Origin of the sequence: Sellimonas intestinalis (assembly GCF_001280875.1) — a bacterium.
GTDB classification, from domain to species: domain Bacteria; phylum Bacillota; class Clostridia; order Lachnospirales; family Lachnospiraceae; genus Sellimonas; species Sellimonas intestinalis.
Map to the genome: position 1 here is coordinate 62,537 of NZ_LGAJ01000003.1, position 16,822 is coordinate 79,358.

16 protein-coding genes are annotated in these 16,822 nt (G+C 35.2%); 15 read left to right on the forward strand and 1 reads right to left on the reverse strand.

Annotated elements, in window-relative coordinates:
• Positions 1-7: 7 nt before the first annotated feature.
• The 10 genes from AOA56_RS01100 to AOA56_RS01145 all read left to right on the forward strand — a co-directional run bounded on the left by AOA56_RS01100 (position 8) and on the right by AOA56_RS01145 (position 10,665).
• Positions 8-1,729: a non-ribosomal peptide synthetase gene (locus tag AOA56_RS01100; RefSeq protein ID WP_053768788.1), complete on the forward strand. Its 1,722-nt coding sequence runs from the start codon at positions 8-10 to the stop codon at positions 1,727-1,729.
• Between the two features lie 5 nt (positions 1,730-1,734).
• Positions 1,735-2,703 (forward strand): ABC transporter ATP-binding protein, encoded by a 969-nt coding sequence (locus AOA56_RS01105; RefSeq protein ID WP_024733040.1) that lies wholly within the window; start codon positions 1,735-1,737, stop codon positions 2,701-2,703.
• Positions 2,704-2,726: 23 nt separating this feature from the next.
• Positions 2,727-3,527, forward strand: a complete 801-nt coding sequence (locus AOA56_RS01110) for an ABC transporter permease (protein WP_048622108.1) — start codon at positions 2,727-2,729, stop codon at positions 3,525-3,527.
• 3 nt (positions 3,528-3,530) lie between these two features.
• On the forward strand, positions 3,531-4,331 hold the full coding sequence (locus tag AOA56_RS01115) for an ABC transporter permease (protein ID WP_024733038.1): 801 nt from the start codon (positions 3,531-3,533) through the stop codon (positions 4,329-4,331).
• 422 nt (positions 4,332-4,753) lie between these two features.
• The gene (locus AOA56_RS01120) at positions 4,754-5,752 is read left to right on the forward strand and encodes a hypothetical protein (protein WP_024733037.1); all 999 of its coding nucleotides are present in this window, start codon (positions 4,754-4,756) and stop codon (positions 5,750-5,752) included.
• Positions 5,753-6,084: 332 nt separating this feature from the next.
• Positions 6,085-6,798 carry a LytR/AlgR family response regulator transcription factor gene (locus AOA56_RS01125; protein ID WP_053768789.1) on the forward strand — a complete coding sequence of 238 codons (714 nt, stop codon included), beginning with the start codon at positions 6,085-6,087 and terminating at the stop codon, positions 6,796-6,798.
• A gap of 1 nt (position 6,799) precedes the next feature.
• Positions 6,800-8,137, forward strand: a complete 1,338-nt coding sequence (locus tag AOA56_RS01130) for a sensor histidine kinase (RefSeq protein ID WP_053768790.1) — start codon at positions 6,800-6,802, stop codon at positions 8,135-8,137.
• A gap of 223 nt (positions 8,138-8,360) precedes the next feature.
• Positions 8,361-8,930: an accessory gene regulator B family protein gene (locus tag AOA56_RS01135; protein WP_024733033.1), complete on the forward strand. Its 570-nt coding sequence runs from the start codon at positions 8,361-8,363 to the stop codon at positions 8,928-8,930.
• Positions 8,931-9,146: 216 nt separating this feature from the next.
• A complete protein-coding gene (locus AOA56_RS01140) occupies positions 9,147-9,923 on the forward strand; it encodes a TrmH family RNA methyltransferase (protein WP_238117737.1) in 777 nt (258 codons plus the stop codon).
• Positions 9,924-10,191: 268 nt separating this feature from the next.
• Entirely contained in the window at positions 10,192-10,665 is a 474-nt protein-coding gene (locus tag AOA56_RS01145) for a GNAT family N-acetyltransferase (RefSeq protein ID WP_024733031.1), read from the forward strand.
• A gap of 182 nt (positions 10,666-10,847) precedes the next feature.
• Here AOA56_RS01145 and AOA56_RS01150 read toward each other — a convergent pair whose 3' ends face one another.
• Entirely contained in the window at positions 10,848-12,230 is a 1,383-nt protein-coding gene (locus AOA56_RS01150; protein WP_053768791.1) for a vWA domain-containing protein, read from the reverse strand.
• Between the two features lie 391 nt (positions 12,231-12,621).
• Here AOA56_RS01150 and AOA56_RS01155 point away from each other — a divergent pair, with 391 nt between their 5' ends.
• Genes AOA56_RS01155 through AOA56_RS01175 form a run of 5 tightly spaced genes read left to right on the forward strand, consistent with a single transcriptional unit; the run spans position 12,622 to position 16,748 of the window.
• Complete coding sequence (locus AOA56_RS01155) at positions 12,622-13,878, forward strand: ABC transporter substrate-binding protein (RefSeq protein ID WP_024733028.1); 1,257 nt, start codon at positions 12,622-12,624, stop codon at positions 13,876-13,878.
• 20 nt (positions 13,879-13,898) lie between these two features.
• Positions 13,899-14,756, forward strand: a complete 858-nt coding sequence (locus tag AOA56_RS01160; RefSeq protein ID WP_024733027.1) for a carbohydrate ABC transporter permease — start codon at positions 13,899-13,901, stop codon at positions 14,754-14,756.
• Positions 14,749-15,525 (forward strand): carbohydrate ABC transporter permease, encoded by a 777-nt coding sequence (locus AOA56_RS01165; protein ID WP_024733026.1) that lies wholly within the window; start codon positions 14,749-14,751, stop codon positions 15,523-15,525. Before AOA56_RS01160 ends, AOA56_RS01165 begins: the two co-directional genes overlap by 8 nt.
• A 6-nt stretch (positions 15,526-15,531) precedes the next feature.
• The gene (locus AOA56_RS01170; RefSeq protein WP_024733025.1) at positions 15,532-15,945 is read left to right on the forward strand and encodes a hypothetical protein; all 414 of its coding nucleotides are present in this window, start codon (positions 15,532-15,534) and stop codon (positions 15,943-15,945) included.
• Positions 15,945-16,748 carry a hypothetical protein gene (locus tag AOA56_RS01175; RefSeq protein WP_024733024.1) on the forward strand — a complete coding sequence of 268 codons (804 nt, stop codon included), beginning with the start codon at positions 15,945-15,947 and terminating at the stop codon, positions 16,746-16,748. The genes AOA56_RS01170 and AOA56_RS01175 overlap by 1 nt, the downstream gene beginning before the upstream one ends.
• Positions 16,749-16,822 lie beyond the last annotated feature (74 nt).

Below are 16,822 nucleotides of genomic sequence, written 5' to 3' on the forward strand. Positions count from 1 at the left end.
GAAGAAAATGCGAAATAGTTTATATACCAATTTTTATGAATCAGTAAAGAGGTATCCTGATAGGGTAGCAATATGTACAGAACAAAAACAACTTAGTTATCTTGAGCTCAACAATCGTGTAATTGCAATAGCAACAAATCTTAAAAATTATATAGATGATACCCAATCTGCGGTAGGTATTTTGTTAAGTCGTTCGCCAGATTTAATTGCATCGATTCTTGCAGTTAATATGCTTGGAATTAGTTATGTTCCTTTAGATGTGACGATGCCTGAAGATAGAATTCACTATATCATTCAAGATAGTGATATAAGTGTTCTTATTACAGACGAATCTAATAAGGAACACTTCCATGGGAAAACGACAGTTCAAATCGAAAAGCTTTGCGAAACAAAAAAATCTTACATTGAACCCCAAAGTGGCAAATATGTATATAGAATATATACATCAGGATCAACAGGGAATCCGAAGGGAGTTGTTATAACTAATCACTCTATTCTAAATTTTTTTGATGGTTTGGATGAAGCGATTGATTTAAAAGATGTTTCGAGAATGCTTTGCCTAACAACAGTTTCGTTTGATATTTTTGTATTAGAAGCATTTTATGCATTACATTGTGGTTTATCTATTGTTCTAACAGCGGATGGAATAGAGTCAAATCCTAAAATGATCAGTTATTATATAGAAAAGTATTGTGCAGATGTTATCCAAATGACTCCATCACGGTTGCGTATGCTTAGAGAATATGACAAAAATTTAACATGTTTGTCTAAAGTGAAAGTACTTTTGGTTGGAGGAGAAGTTTTCCCTTCTGATTTATTACATGAGCTTCAAAACAAGACATCAGCAAAGATATATAACATGTATGGACCAACAGAAGCGACTGTTTGGTGCTTTATAGCTGATTTGACAGAAAGTAACCGTGTTCACATTGGACAGCCTATGAAGAATGTTTCATATAAACTTGTAGGGGATACAGAGGATACAGGAGAGTTATATATTTCAGGTGAATGTCTTGCAGAGAAATACTATAATAATCAAGAGCTTACAGATGAAAAATTTATCTTTTCCTCTGATGGAAAAGTCAGATACTATAAATCAGGAGATTTTTGTAAGAGGAATTCTTATGGAGAGCTTGAATGTATTGGCCGGTTAGACAATCAGATAAAAATACGGGGATATAGAGTGGAAATAGAAGAGGTAGAAAACACTATTTGCAGCTATGATTCTGAACTTCAATGCATATGCTTTCCAGAAGGAGATCATGGTTTAATTTGTTATTATGTATACGAAAACAAGTTGGATCAAACAGAACTTAAATCGTTCTTGAGTAAAAAACTTCCGGCATATATGATTCCCTTTAAGTTTGTGCAAATAACAGAATTAAAATATACAATCAATGGAAAAATAGATAGAAAGTTTCTGAAATCGCACATTCAAGAACTTACAGTTATGCCAGAAAACATTACAGAAAAAGTAGTTGTAGAGAACCCGGAATTTGAAAAATTAGCAAGGATTTTTCATCAATTGAATAATCAATATAATGAGATAAGCTTAAACACTAGTTTACAAGAAATGGGGATCAACTCAATTGATTTTATTTCTTTAATTGTAAAAGTAGAAGATGAATTCAATATCATATTTGAAGATGACAAATTGGACATGACGAAATTTCCCGATATATTGTCTTTGTTTAGCTATATTCAGCAGCAAACTAATAAGACGAGGTGAGATGCATGAATGCGATATCAGTCAAAAATCTTAATAAAGTGTTTACATATTATGAAAAAAAGGAAGGATTTCAGCACTCACTTAAAAATCTTCTTGTTAGAAAACAAAAAACTAAAGAAGCTGTAAAAAATATAAGTTTTGATATTGATAGTGGTGATATTATAGGATTTTTAGGTCCAAATGGAGCAGGGAAGACAACAACATTAAAAATGTTGAGTGGAATTTTATATCCGACTAGCGGAGAAGTACATGTTTTGGGATATTGTCCATGGAAGCGGCAGAAGGAATTTAAAATGAAGTATTCTATGGTGTTAGGGCAAAAAAGTCAGTTATGGCCAGACCTACCTGCTTCAGAAACATTTCGATTAAACCAATACATTTATGAAGTAGATGAAAGAAAATGCAAAATGCTTTTAGACGAACTTACAGAATATTTAGATGTAAAACATTTGCTAAATGTACAGGTTAGACGTTTATCACTAGGTGAAAGGATGAAACTTGAATTAATAGCCTCTTTAATTCATTCTCCGCAATTAATATTTTTAGATGAACCCTCTATAGGCTTAGATTTAGTGTCCCAAAAAAAAATTCGTTCCTTTATTCGATACTGGAATGAACAATATAAAACAACTGTAATGATTACTAGTCATTATATGAAAGATATTGAGGATTTATGTGAACGAGTTATTGTAATTAACGGTGGGGAAAAACTCTATGATGGAAGTTTAAGCGATGTTAATTATATGTTTAAGGACATCAAAATTGTAAATTTAGAACTATCAAGCGAAATAGACGATATGAAGTTAGGTAAATTCGGTGTAATTACAAAAAAAGATGGACTGAATTGTACAATGGAAGTCAATAGAGAAAACTTGCATGAATTTATCGGTTATGTAACCCAAAAACTTAATATTAAAGATATAAGTATTTCGGATATTCCAGTAGAAAAAGGAATTGAATTACTTTACCGGTAAATAGCAAGACTGGAGTTTTAAGTATGAAAAAATATTTTTGCTGTTTTAGAATGGGAATGAAGAGTGCATATGAGTACCGATTGAATTTTATATTTGTATTATTTAGCGCCTTTTTTCCTATGATCATACAAACGTTTTTGTGGATTGCAATTTTTGATAATTCACAAAAACAAATAGTATATGGATACACATTAAGCCAAATGATTTTGTATACAATCCTCTCACAAATGATTGCAAAATTTTTAAAAACAGGAGTGGAAAATGAAATATCGGCAGACGTAAAAACTGGAGGACTTAGCAAATATATTATCAAGCCTTTTAACTACTTGTTATATAAACTATTCAGTTTTATTGGGCAAAAGGCAATACATATGGAGCTTATTCTGGCGTTTATTTTTATTGTACTGGTTGTTTTTAGTTGGAAAATTCATATAGCAATGAGCATAGAAAGGATTGTACTCTTTCTAGTAGCAATACTATTGGCTTTGATTTTGAGTTTTTACGTTTTCTGTTGTTTAAGTATGCTTTCCTTTTGGATAACAGATGCATGGGGAATTTTCTTTGGTGCTCGGTTTTTAATTGATATGATGAGTGGTGCGATTTTTCCAATTGATATTTTTGGAGAAACGATCATTCAAGTTTTTCAATTGCTTCCTTTCCAGTACATGGTATATTTCACGGTCAATATAATTACTGGGAAAATCGGTTTAATGGCAGCATTAAAGGGAATCGGAATACAGATTATATGGATTTTCGTGCTAGGGGTATTAACTAGATCTTTGTGGAAACGTGGTTTGCTACAATATGTTGCGGTAGGGGGATAAGTATTGAAAGAATTTACAAAACATTTAAGATTGATGGGATTGTTTACAAAACGGTATATTATGAGTCAAATGGAGTATCGTACTAGTTTTTTTACAATTTTAATAGTAGAAAGTTTAATCTTATTCTCGAAGTTGTTATATACAGTTGTAGTATATAATACTGATATGATTGTGGACGGACTGAAACCAGAAGCGATTACTATGTTTACTGGTACATTTTTTATTATTTCTGCAGTTTATGGTGCATTATTTATGTTCAATTTTACAAATCTACAAAATAGTGTTTATGATGGAAGCCTAGATATTGCAATTACGAAACCAATTTCATTGCAGTTTTATCTTACAGTTTCTACAATAGATCTTGCAGTACCTATTCCAAACTTTATTGCAGGAGTTATTATGGTATCAAATGCATGGAAAACACTTCAATTATCAACAGAGCCTTTCATTATAGCAGGCTATGTGTTTTACATTATACTTGGAGTTGTTATGCTTTACAGTATTCTTTTGTTACCACCTTTACTGTCTTTTTGGTTTGTTAAAAGTGAAGGAATTAGTCAGATAGTTTCAGGATTATCCAATTTTAATATGATGCCAATGGCAATTTATCCTAAAGCATTAAAATTTTTTGGTACGTTTATTATTCCTATATTTATTGTTTCAAATTTTCCGCCTCTGTTTGTTCTGGGAAGGCTGAATATTGGAACACAAATATGGGGGATAGTAGCACCTATTTTATTTTTTGGAGGAGCGAGAATCGTTTTTAAAAAAGCGATTCGAAAATATAGTAGTATTGCAAATTAACATGTAAAGAAAAATAGGAATGAGAACTTAAATTACTTAACCGAATACTTATAGTTGGGGGATGGTTGGAGGGAGATGGTGAATAAAATATTCAATAGAGTCTACATCAGACAAATTACTCCCTCTATTATTATAAAATCAGTGCAGTTGCTAAAGTCAATAACACTCTAGCAATTGCACTTTTATGATATTAGCGTTTCTATATGACTATAATGTGACTATATCCTGCCCTTAAAAATATGCCTTATTCCTGTCAGATTCCTATATTAATAAACATTTTCATCATCTTTTACATTTATAAAATATTTTTTTAATTCACATAATATTTTCCTTTTATTATTGACATTTTATTGCTGTTTTTTTATTATTACTTAAAGATACTATTAGTTTTTGTTTTTACATTAGAGGAGCATAAGATTACTATGAAGACAAATTTACCTTTTAACTTTCCTATGATAACACATGTACCGTTTGATAATTGCATATTAGGAATTTTACAAAATTATCCTGATACTTTTGATTGGATATACTCAAACTTTATTAATGTATATATGAATAAAAGAAATGGTGCGGATTACTTTTTTCCTAAATTTCTTTGGAATATTTGTCCTTTTATAGATACATATACTCTTCCGTTTATATTTGTCAAAAATAATTTTACCAATTACACTGATTTTTTGGAGTCCTGTCTTAAAGATGGTTTTTATGTTTATTCTATCTTGAATATGCGTCCTATTCATAAATATAAAACTCAGATAGATGATGATCATAATCCGATCATTACTAATATAGATACATTATCACGGACCGTTCAGATGTATGATTTTTTTTATAACGGGATATACACCATGTATGAGTGTTCTTATGATGAAATGAATGAATCATTTCGCTCTCTTCCTCAATGTAAGGGGTTTAATATAGAAGATTATTTAAATAATTATACAGAAATTATTCTTTTAAAATATAATGCTCAACAGAAATATACATTTAACTCTGACAACTTTAAAAAATCTATTAAAGATTTTTTGAATTGCACTAATTTACTATCAAAATATGATTCCTGTTTGGTTTTGGAAAATAATGATAAAGACTCTTTTTTCTGGGGAATAGAATGTTGGAAAAATATACTTCAATCTCCAATGGTTAGACGGCATTTTAGTCTATTATTAGCTCACAGTAAAATGTGGGAGTATCGATATCAATACTTTTCTGAGAAGGAGTATTTAAACAATTCTGATTATATTGAATCTATAATTTCTGATTTAAGTAACACAGCAAAAATTGCACTTAATTTATATTTAAAGGAATCTATGAGGAAGAACAAGGTCGGAGACTATAATTTTGAAAGAATTTTTCCGTTATTAAAAGAATGCGAAGCATTAGAATATAAAATTTGTGAATACTTTTTATCTCATTTATAGTACAATATATCTAATATATTTTCACCTTCATGCCTCCTAAATAATGTTATTTTTAGGGCTCTTAGAAAAAGTGTTTTAGACATTTCAACTCATAAGCCCCTCTCATCTGGAACAATGTCTTTAAGATAAGAATAACAAAATAATTTAAGGAGATATATTCAATTATAGGTAAGAATATCATGCTTTAAGTCAAGGAATAAGGCAACGAGACTGGTAAAAGATAATGGGAAAAACATATGTTTGAGTTTGGCACGAAGAAAGATATTCGTCCAAGCTAATGAACACTTATATGATCATAAACGATTTTAAACAAGAAGAGGGGGTAATGGCATATGATTTATGTTTCTATTTGTGATGATGATGTAATAATAGCTCGAAAAATAAAAAAACTGATAGAATATGAATTGAGTAAAAAGGGGATTGAATTTCACTGTAATATCTACATAAGCGGAAGGAAATTTCTGGAATATAACAAGGAATTTAAAAACGAATTGATTATTCTGGATATTGAAATGCCGGATATATCAGGTATAAAAATTGCCGAATACTTAAAAAAGGAGGGAAGGAATAAAAATATTGTTTTCATAACAAGTTATGACAATTTAGTTTTTCGTTCGTTAGAATGTTATCCATTCGCTTTTATAAGAAAGAAAAATGTTGAAACGGAAATTCCTAAAATGATAGAACAATTTATATACCGAGTTAGTAAAAAATGTTCCTCATTTCTTTTAGAAACCCCCAAAACCACAATGTGTATACCAATAGAAAATATTATGTATCTAACTTATTGGGAACATAAAATTGAATTAATAACAAGTACGACGGAGAAATATGAATTTCGAGGGACAATGAAAGAGTGCCTCAATCAGTTGAAAGAAGAATCTTTTTTTAGGGTAAATAGTGGAGCGATAGTAAATTTAAGATATGCTAAAAAATTTGAAGATTCTTATATTGTTATGGAAGACAATAATATAATTCAGATAAGTCGTGAAAAGAAAAAAGAGTGTAAGGAACGTTTCATGCAATGTTGGAGGGAAAGCATTTAGGATGATATTGGGCTTTTGTATATTTTTTTGTAATTTTGTACAAGCATTTTTAATTCAAAACTTTCTTATCAAATTTTTCGGAACTAAATCAGTATGGGGACATGTAGCGCGGCAAAGATTGATAAGCATTGTATTGATTTTTTTGCCATTAGAGTTGGGAAGTTTATTAAATATAAATGACATATTATTAACATTAATTAATTTTGTGATACTGTTTATATTTTGTGAAAAATATTTGTTGGGAAATAAAATACAGCATAGTATTATAGTATTAATTTCGTTGCTTTTGATCCCATTAATTAATGTAAATTTTTTGCAAATAATTATTTTGATTGGAGGTGTGTCTTTCGAAGAATATGTAGATATTCATAATCCCTATTATTACTTAGGAATAGCAGGGGTATTAACTATATATTTTATTATAACATCAATAATATTAAAATATGGAAAAAGAATCAAGATTTTCTTGAATAAAAGATATTGTATTATTTATAGTTTGATTTTATGGTACTCCATCTTGGTTGAAGGGGTAATTTTGTATTTACTGAATAGCGATGTTTATATAAATACATATCATTTAGGGCTGCTATTTATTTCTTGTGGTGCAGTAGGTGTAGATATTTATATCGTATTTACAATATGTAAAATTAGCGAACAAAAGTATCAAGAAGATAAGATAAAAATTTTACAATTTCAGAATATATGTCAAGAACAACAAATTAAAGAAATTAAACGTTCTGAAAAAAGAATTCGTAGACTTAGGCATGATTATAGGAATACACTATTAAACTTAAAAAGCTTGATAGAGAATGGCAATATACAGGAGAGTCTAGTTTATTTGGAGAAAATTGATGATTATTATATAAAAGAGAGTAAAGAATATATATTTACGGGAAATTCACTGATTGATGTGACATTAAATTCAAAATTTAATATTTGTCATGAGAATGAAATTGAATTATACAGCTATATTATTGGTGAGTACGATACAATAGATGGATTTGCAATCAGCATTATATTGTTTAATCTACTTGATAATGCCATTGAGGCTGAAAGGAAAGTAGAGCAAAGAGAAGTATATTTTGAAATGATAATGAAAAATGAATATGTCAGTTGCATAGTTAAAAATAAGATAAATCAGTCTGTGTTGCAGAATAATAAAGGATTAAAGACAAATAAGAAAAATACAGAAGAACATGGATTGGGGATTGAGCATGTTAAAGAATTGGTAGAAAATATAGATGGAATGTTTGAAGTTTTTGAATTAAAAGATAATTTTTGTGTTCATGTGATGATACCGTTGGAATCTCTGCAATTACAAAATAGGAAAGAGGAATGACTTTTTTGTGATATGTATTAAAAACTAAAATAGGTAATTCATATAAATACCAACTATTTTAAATATAGGTTAAATTAAGAATATATGAGAATAAGATAATTTTTAGGAAAGAATTGTTAAGATCAGAGAATATACAGCAAAAAAAGAATATAGTGGTCCTATTCCCTGGGGATTTCGCAGGAATGTCCCATATTTTAATATTAAAATTATTATAAGAAGAAAAATGATAGAAAAAATAGTAAATAATTTGGTGAAAAATTTATTAAAAATAGAAATAATAAAAAGCGAAGAGAAAGTTCTTTATGAATATGGAATTAGGTTATTACTTACATCCATTTTTAATTCGATTTGGATAATTAGTGTAGCTGCATTTTTAGGTTATCCTATTCTTGGGGTTATTTATATTCTCATATTAGGAAATGTGAGAACTCAATTAGGAGGATATCACGCAAAGTCATATGGAGGGTGTTTCGTTTGTTATAACATTTTTTTTGCGTTTTCTATTTTAGTATCTAAATTTTTAAGCTTTATTAGATGTAATCGATTAGAGATGGCGTTTATTGGAGGTGTTTATCTGTTAATCATATATAAATTTGCGCCGGTACCGTTTGCAAAGAAATTGGATAGCAGTGAAAAGGATATTGCCAAAAAAAATGCTCTAGGGAGAACTGCTCTTTGGATTTGTATAGCCATTCTGTTAAGAAACTATGAGGAGTATTGGGCATTTGAGATTTTAGCTGTACTTGGTATATCGATAGTTTTAATGTTAACAGAATTAAACAAAAAAGAATGAAATTTATCGGATTTTGTGTTAAAGTTATTAAGCAAGTTTTTTTACTAAATATCGTAAGAGCTATTATGTAAAAACATTTCTTTAATATCCCGTATTTCTGCAATTATTAGGTGTACGTAGATGGAATTATTGGAAATGAATTTGATATTGAAAAATGGTTTTGTTTATATTTTCGTTTAGAACAATTAAAATGAGTAAAAAAATAGATGAGAAACAGTGGAGCGTATTATGATATCAAATATAAAAATGAAAAAATATAATAAAAAATTGCCGTATTCTTATACATTAGGGGCTTTTCCAACAATAGAACTTTTAAAAAAATATCCTAAAAAAGTGATGAAAGTTTTTACACATTCCGATTTAAATAGCGTGACACAGGAGGAAATTATTACAGGTATTTGTAATGCAAATAATATTTTTTTTGAATGTAACGATAGAATTGTAGAAAAGCTTAGAGACAAAGAAAATTGTTTTGTAATAGGTGTATTTGAAAAATACAACAATGAATTAGATAAAGATTCGAATCATGTTGTATTAGTTAATCCTAGTGATATGGGAAATATGGGAACTATCATCCGAACGTGTGTGGGATTTGGTATAAAAAATTTGGCTGTGATAGAGCCTGCAGTGGATATTTTTAATCCCAAAGTTGTTAGAGCTTCAATGGGAGCTGTTTTTCATGTAAATATATGCCGATACGATTCGTTTGATACTTACTATGCGATATATAAAGAGTCCCATGATATGTTCCCATTCATGCTAAATGGGGCAAAGGCTTTGCAGGATTACGAAATTGAAATGAAAGTTGATAGAGCTTTTTCGCTTATCTTTGGAAATGAAGCAACAGGACTGCCAGATACATATTCCGAAATTGGACAATCTATTTTGATTAATTATCTTCACGAGGTGGATTCGTTAAACCTATCAATTGCCACAGGGATTGGATTATATGAATTTACAAAAAAATATTTTAAGCAATTTGTGTCTACCTAAAAAGCAGCATACCAAATCATAGGAGGTCTTTGATTACGGCAAAATAATCGAAACCTGTCCATCGGATACACGTAAAAGAAGGAAATCTCAACATAATCTATCAGCTACTGGCAGAATACGATATTCAGACAGTGGAAGACATTCAAGATGCACTTAAGGATTTACATAGACAGAAGAGGAGAAACCGATTATTGCCGAAATATCAGTCAGGTTCTAAAAGAGATTTATGATTGATATGGACAGGCAGAAATTTTACTAGGAGAAAAATATGAAGTTAAAACTGATCCGGGCAACATTTTCAGATTGCCCGGATATCTATCGACTCCAAATTCGATCGTTTGGGGAACTACTTGAAAAATATCAGGATTATGAGACGAATCCGGGGGCAGAAAAAATAGAACGGATCTACGAACGATTTCAACAATCAGAAACTGATTACTGGATGATAAAACTGAATGAAGAAATAATAGGGGCAGTTCGTGTATGCGATTTTGGAACGCTTTGTAAGCTCAAGCAAATCTTTATTTTGCCTGAATTTCAGAATAAAGGATATGCACAGGATACGATCAATGCTGTAGAAGCATTGTATCCAAAAGCAATAAGATGGGAACTGGACACGATCCTACAGGAAAAAAAGCTGTGTCATTTGTATGAAAAGATGAACTATACCAGGACAGGAAAGATAGAAAATATCAAAAAGGGGATGGACTTGGTTTTTTATGCGAAAAGTTTATCTAACTAAGTTTTAACTATACAATAATATGAACTATGCGTATTTGATTTTAATAGGAATCATTTTTCATCAGATTGCCCAAAAGGTACGGTAGAGGTCACTATTTTAACAGAAGAATAGAAACAATGACAATATCATTCTGCGATAAAGCAAGGGGAAGACTCAAAAAGAGCCTTCCTCTGTTTTTTATGTTAGAACGTAACCGTTGAGTCACAGCACTGAAAATCGGTATCAATGTAGTGAGCGATGATCCGGGCTTTCAGATTCCGTTCGTGGCAAAGCGAACGACAGGAATTTTCGGATGGGGTTAAATCTTCTGGCAAAATGAATTTGATACATTGGATCTCCACGTCCTGACACCCCGTAAGACTGTGTGCCGGTACGGTGATAGTTTTCATTCCCCGCGGATATTCTTGACCGTAAGAATCGGTCTCCGAAAGGATGATTCCAAGAGCAACCCGTTTTTTCGGGCAGACGTTTTTCAAAGTGATATTTAACTGTACGATCCGGCCGGAAGATTCCAGACAGGTATCGCCAAGATCTACAATAAGGGAATCCTGACAGCTTCCGATAGTAAAGTCAATAGGTACAGGGCAAGGTTCAGGGTTGACTACAGTACCGCAGTCTACCTGGATTGTCGGGTCTGGGAAAGTTACCAGATTCCCTTCGTCATCAGTATAAGAGATCGATTGATTGACCGGAAGAGTGCCCGAGGTCTTACCGGTATGCTGGACGTAAAATTCTAAAGAAGCGCCTTCATTTCCGGATACGCCAAGAGACGGGATTTTCCATTGAAGAGAATGAGAGTCAATGGTGGTAGCAGTACCGGTCGAGGGGATGCTGACGTTCAAAATTGTGAAAGATGGATTCAATGTTTCGTCTATTACTATATTTGTTGCTCCTGGTTTTGAGATATTGGCTGCCAGATCTGCAAACAGTTCCTCCAGTTCGGACTCATCCGGAGTAAAAACGACATGAGAAGTGTCAGGATCTGTCGCCCAATCATTGAGGGAGTCTACGTCGATACCATTATCTCCGATTAATCCGATACAGTAGATTACAACACCGGAATCACGGATCGCTTCGGCTATCGGGGCAGGTGGAATTCCGGCAGTCGTCTTTCCATCAGTGAACATGACGATCACCCTGGCATTAGAAGAGGATGGATCAAACAAGGACATTGCAGTGGAAAAGGCATCTGCATGGTTGGTTGCACCGCCTGCGGAGAGTGAATTGACAGCAGATTTTAAATCAGAAACGGATGTGATAAGCTGCGTATTCGCCGTTGCACTTCCGGAAAAACTTACAATAGCAATGCGGCTTCCCAAGCCAATCTGACCATCTTGTGTACTGTCGGTACTCTCATCGATGATATCGATGAAGGTGTTTGCTCCAAGTTTTAAATTGGCCAGAGGACTTCCAGCCATACTACCGGAGCGGTCCAGAACTAGAACGATATCGGTCGGGTTTTCCGAAATATCTGGAGCTGCGGAGAGTGCAAGTGTGACACGGAATGTCCCGCCACAACGGATCTGTGAGCTGTTGATTTCTTTGTTAGAACTTGTAATACCCATAATAAAGCCTCCTGTATTTTTTATTTGAGAGATTCATTTCTTCATTATCAGGGTATGAAAATGGGGAGAAATGGTTCCTTTTGTCGAATCAGAACCAGTATCCGTGAAAGGACATACAATTATTTTGACAAAAATCATACAGTTTCCCTTAGTTGAATGGTATTTTTCTTGTGACATTAACAAGGTAAAATAAACTCCGATAAATACTGAGGAGGATGAAATTCTGAAATAACTAAAATTAAAGAGCTGGTGAATAATGAAAAAATAAATATAATAATTAAATATTATAACAAAATATCAACTAAATACATTAATGATAGACGATAATTGATAAAAATGATATAATTTAGATAATAGCAGTCGGAAATAACATGAGGAGGGAGGGAAAGTGATGAGAGAGAGGAAAAGATTCAGAAAGGCTACAGCGATGGTTTGCCTTGTGTCTCTGGCTGCAGGTTTCAGTGGATGCGGAGAGAAAGAGGAGAAAAAGACGCTGAGAGTCATTACGGATCAACGTTTATATGACAAGGTGGATATGGCGGCGAGATTTATGGAGGGGATTCACAGTCGGATTCGTGTCGAGATTCAAACGCTTCCGGGTGAGGGGCCGGAGCGGGAGACGGAAATCGAGAAGCTTCGTACAGAGATCATGGCAGGAAAGGGGCCGGATGTCTATCTGTTAGAGAGTGACCAGGATAATATAGCCGAAGTGAGATCTTACTTATTAGAAAATCCATATCAGGCGATGCAAAGTGGTGCTCTGGCTCCGTTGGATGAGTATATGGAGGGGGATACTTACTGGGAGAACAGCACATATAATGAGGCTTTTTTAAAAGCTGGAAGGTTTGACGGACGACAGTACATCATTCCGCTGTCCGGATATTGGTTTGTATTGGCACAGAAATCCGGTATAGACGAAATGGAGGGAGATACCCTATGGGAGTGGATAGAACAGGCGGAGGCATCTTCTGATATTCAGCAGAAAATGGCATTCAGAGGTATATGGCAGGGCGCCGGACGGTGGATGCAGCCGGCGGTTGACTATGAGAATCAGGAAGTGTTCTTTGACAAAGAAGAATGGAAAGAGTTTGTGAAGCAATGGGTTTCTTTCTTGGAAAGTACGGATGCAATGATAGAAGAGTCAGGATCTGGCTTCTCTCTTAATTTTATAGAAAGTGTTGGATATGAACCGGGAACAACGCTCCGGCTTATTCCTGACATGAATGGGCACAAGGTGGCGTCGGTAGGATCCTATGGGGCGGTAGGAATGTCCAGTGATTACAAGGAGGAATCATATGAGCTGATTATGCTGTTACTCAATGAACGGACACGCAAATATAAGGAAGAAAAGCACGACAGGGAGCTTCCGGTTTTGGACGGATGGATTGATTTTTCCGGAGCTCCATTGCAGGAGAATGCGGTACAAAACTGGATGAGTTCAGCGGATGAGCATGTTGCCCAGGAAGTAGTGGAGTGCCTGAGAGAAATCGAGAATGTCTATTTTATGACGGAGGCAGAGTGGAATCTGTATACGGAATTGTCGGCACTGATTTTCGACAGATATGAGCCTTCGATTCAAATGGAGCAGAAGATCTCTGAGATTGCTGATACCACATGGAACATCTACAAGAAACTGGTGTCAGAGTAAAGTGGGGAGGGGGCAGGAAGATGAGAAAGCGTAATAATGGATTCTTGCTGGCATTCCCGGCACTGGCCGGATTTCTCGTATTTTATTTCGTACCGTTTTTGATTACGGTCTGGTATTCTGTATCTTTCGGCATTGGGAAACGTGAGTTTGTGGGGCTGGATAATTTTAAAAGTCTGTTTGAAAATGAGATGTTTCTTCTGGCGGTGAAAAATACGATCCAATACATGGCCGTGACTGTTCCCGTGACGCTGGCAGGAGCCATGTTTCTTTCTATACTGTTGCAAAATGCGGTAAAGGGCGTGCGGTTCTTTCAGTTGTCCTTTCTGTATCCGATGATTCTGCCGATTGCGTCAGTCGTTCTTGGCGTGCAGTTTTTATGGGGAGAGTCCGGTATCTGGAATAGGATCTTGGAGTTGATTGGAGGAGAACCGAAAGACTGGCTGAATACGTCGGCGGCATTCTGGGTGCTGTGTATTCTGTATTGTTGGCGGTTCACCGGGTATTATGTTTTGATTTATTTTGCCAGACTACAGATGATACCAAGAGAATATTATGAATATGCGACAATGTTTGGTGCCGGGAAATGGCAGTCGTTTTGGCATATTACATGGCCCATGTTGATTCCGACCTTTGGCTTTACCATTGTACTTTCGGTGATGAATGGGTTTAAATGTTACCGGGAGGCCTTTCTTCTGGGAGGAAATTATCCGGATGACAGTATTTATTTGTTGCAGCACTTTATGAACAATAATTTCCAGAACCTGAATTATCAGAAGATTTCTGCTGCTGCGGTCAGTATTGTGGCGGCGCTTCTTGTGCCGGCAGTGGTTGGATACGTGCTTTATCTGATTGTGAGAAGGGGGAAAAAGTATGGCTAAAAAGAGACAGAAACGTGTTCTTTTCCTTGGAATCATCTCCCTTGTTTTTCTCTATCCGGTAATCTATATGTTGATCTGTTCGGTGTGGGAAGGGAAAAATGCGGGAGTCTCCATGATGGGCTATTACCGTGTGCTTCTTGAAAGCCCCGGATATCTGGTGAAATTCTGGAGAAGCCTTGGAATGTGTCTTTTGATTGCTGGAGGACAGACCATCCTTGCATGTATGGCAGGGACGGCCTTTGCCAAATATCGGTTTATCGGGAAGAAGTTCTGGCTTGCTATGATGGCTTTGTTTATGATTCTTCCGGTGCAGGTCACACTGCTTCCAAATTATATTCTGATGGAAAAGCTGGGATTTTTGAACAGTTGGAAATCGCTTATTATCCCGGGGATTTTTTCCCCGTTTGGAACAGTGTGGCTGACCTTTATTTTTCAGTCTATTCCGGATGAATGGCTTGAGGCGGCAAGACTTGACCGGGCAAACCAGCTTCAGATTGTCAGGTATATTGTCGTACCGGCTGCAAAGCCCGCAGTAGTGACATTATTTGTACTGACATTTGTGGAGAGCTGGAACATGGTGGAACAGCCGATTATTTTCCTGGAGGGAGAACTGGATTATCCACTTTCCGTTTTTCTGGCGGGTGTGATGGAAAACAGCATGACGGTTCAGTCTGTGTGCGGACTTTTGTGTCTGCTTCCGGTGACATTCTTCTTCCTGTACTATCATAAGGAACTGACGGATGGATTACGAGATGTGCTTTGGAGTTGATGAAACATGAGGAAAAAGAAAGTATGGATAGCCGGATGTACTGTATTTTTACTGCTTGTTATCTGCACGGTATTGTCTTTACGGATTGAGAAAATGATGCGGATCGAAGTAGAAACAGTTCGCGCCGTACAATGTGAAGAAGAAGGAATGACAGATATGGTCAAAATTCCGCTATCTTGTTATAAACAGGAAGAGAATGGATCTTTTGTTTTATTTTTTGCAGAAGAGCGGGAAGGACTGTTTGGAAAAGAGTGGGTCGTTCAGAAGGAGGAAAGTGATCCATTGATGGAAGAGGGGAATATGTCTTTGGTTCCGAAGAGTTCCGTTTTTGACGATCAGCTCAGGCCAAGGAAAATCGTAAATTATTCCACATGGCCTCTGGAGGATGACGATGTAGTTGTGATTGCGGGGGAAGAGTGATGAAAAGGGAACGTAAGCGAAAAGGAATCGAGCGTCTGATTGTATGGATAGCGGCTGCTGTGATGACTGCGGGGCTTGTGGTAATGAATTTTTTGATCAGTGAAGGAATCAAGAATGAGGCCGAGAGTTTACCGGAAGGCGTTTTGTTACAACTGAAGGAGCCTCTGGAAACGGCGGAAATAGAAGCGGCAAAGATACAGGGATACAGAATCAAAAATGTGGGCGCAGGAGAGCATGGAAGGGAAATCTATGAGGTCAGGGGTGAGAAAGAAAGAGCGGTTCTGATAGGCAAAGTAACCGATTTCACCAGGGATCTATTTGGCCGGCCGATCGAAGGCAAAAGTATGAATCTTAGCGCTCACAGAAGCATTGCCTTGCAGATGGGAAGACTTGCATGGCTTGCGGCGGCCATTCCACTCAGTATGATGTTGCTGGTTTTGAGTATCAGGAAGCTGGGGGCGCTGCAGGAGAAGAACTGGCTGCAGGGACTGCAGGGGGTGGCGATCATTGCTGTCTGGATGGCAGCCGTGTATTATCTGACAGGCAGGCTGAACATCCCAAGAGAATTTTTGCCGCGGGAACAGATTTTGGATATTAGCTTCTACATAGATACAGTTAAAGAATTCTTTGCCGGAGACGGCTGGGCGAATCAGAGTACGTACCAGGCAATCCGCTTATGCTACAAGGATGGGGCACTCGTATACGGAATGTGGATTATTTGTGCATGGTTGGGAACAGTGTTGATCCGGATAATTGCGGGAATTGAAAACAGAGGAAAAGGAGAGAACATAAGCAGGGGCTAAGAAAACGTAAAAATACCATAGTATTCTATGACGAAAGGTGATATAATCGATGCCATATTATCCTAAAAGAGGTG

Coding starts and splice junctions, on each gene's coding strand:
- AOA56_RS01100 (WP_053768788.1), top strand. CDS start 8: ATGCGAAATAGTTTATATACCAATTTTTATGAATCAGTAAAGAGGTAT.
- AOA56_RS01105 (WP_024733040.1), top strand. CDS start 1,735: ATGAATGCGATATCAGTCAAAAATCTTAATAAAGTGTTTACATATTAT.
- AOA56_RS01110 (WP_048622108.1), top strand. CDS start 2,727: ATGAAAAAATATTTTTGCTGTTTTAGAATGGGAATGAAGAGTGCATAT.
- AOA56_RS01120 (WP_024733037.1), top strand. CDS start 4,754: ATGAAGACAAATTTACCTTTTAACTTTCCTATGATAACACATGTACCG.
- AOA56_RS01125 (WP_053768789.1), top strand. CDS start 6,085: ATGATTTATGTTTCTATTTGTGATGATGATGTAATAATAGCTCGAAAA.
- AOA56_RS01130 (WP_053768790.1), top strand. CDS start 6,800: ATGATATTGGGCTTTTGTATATTTTTTTGTAATTTTGTACAAGCATTT.
- AOA56_RS01135 (WP_024733033.1), top strand. CDS start 8,361: ATGATAGAAAAAATAGTAAATAATTTGGTGAAAAATTTATTAAAAATA.
- AOA56_RS01145 (WP_024733031.1), top strand. CDS start 10,192: ATGAAGTTAAAACTGATCCGGGCAACATTTTCAGATTGCCCGGATATC.
- AOA56_RS01150 (WP_053768791.1), bottom strand. CDS start 12,230: ATGGGTATTACAAGTTCTAACAAAGAAATCAACAGCTCACAGATCCGT.
- AOA56_RS01155 (WP_024733028.1), top strand. CDS start 12,622: ATGAGAGAGAGGAAAAGATTCAGAAAGGCTACAGCGATGGTTTGCCTT.
- AOA56_RS01160 (WP_024733027.1), top strand. CDS start 13,899: ATGAGAAAGCGTAATAATGGATTCTTGCTGGCATTCCCGGCACTGGCC.
- AOA56_RS01165 (WP_024733026.1), top strand. CDS start 14,749: ATGGCTAAAAAGAGACAGAAACGTGTTCTTTTCCTTGGAATCATCTCC.
- AOA56_RS01170 (WP_024733025.1), top strand. CDS start 15,532: ATGAGGAAAAAGAAAGTATGGATAGCCGGATGTACTGTATTTTTACTG.
- AOA56_RS01175 (WP_024733024.1), top strand. CDS start 15,945: ATGAAAAGGGAACGTAAGCGAAAAGGAATCGAGCGTCTGATTGTATGG.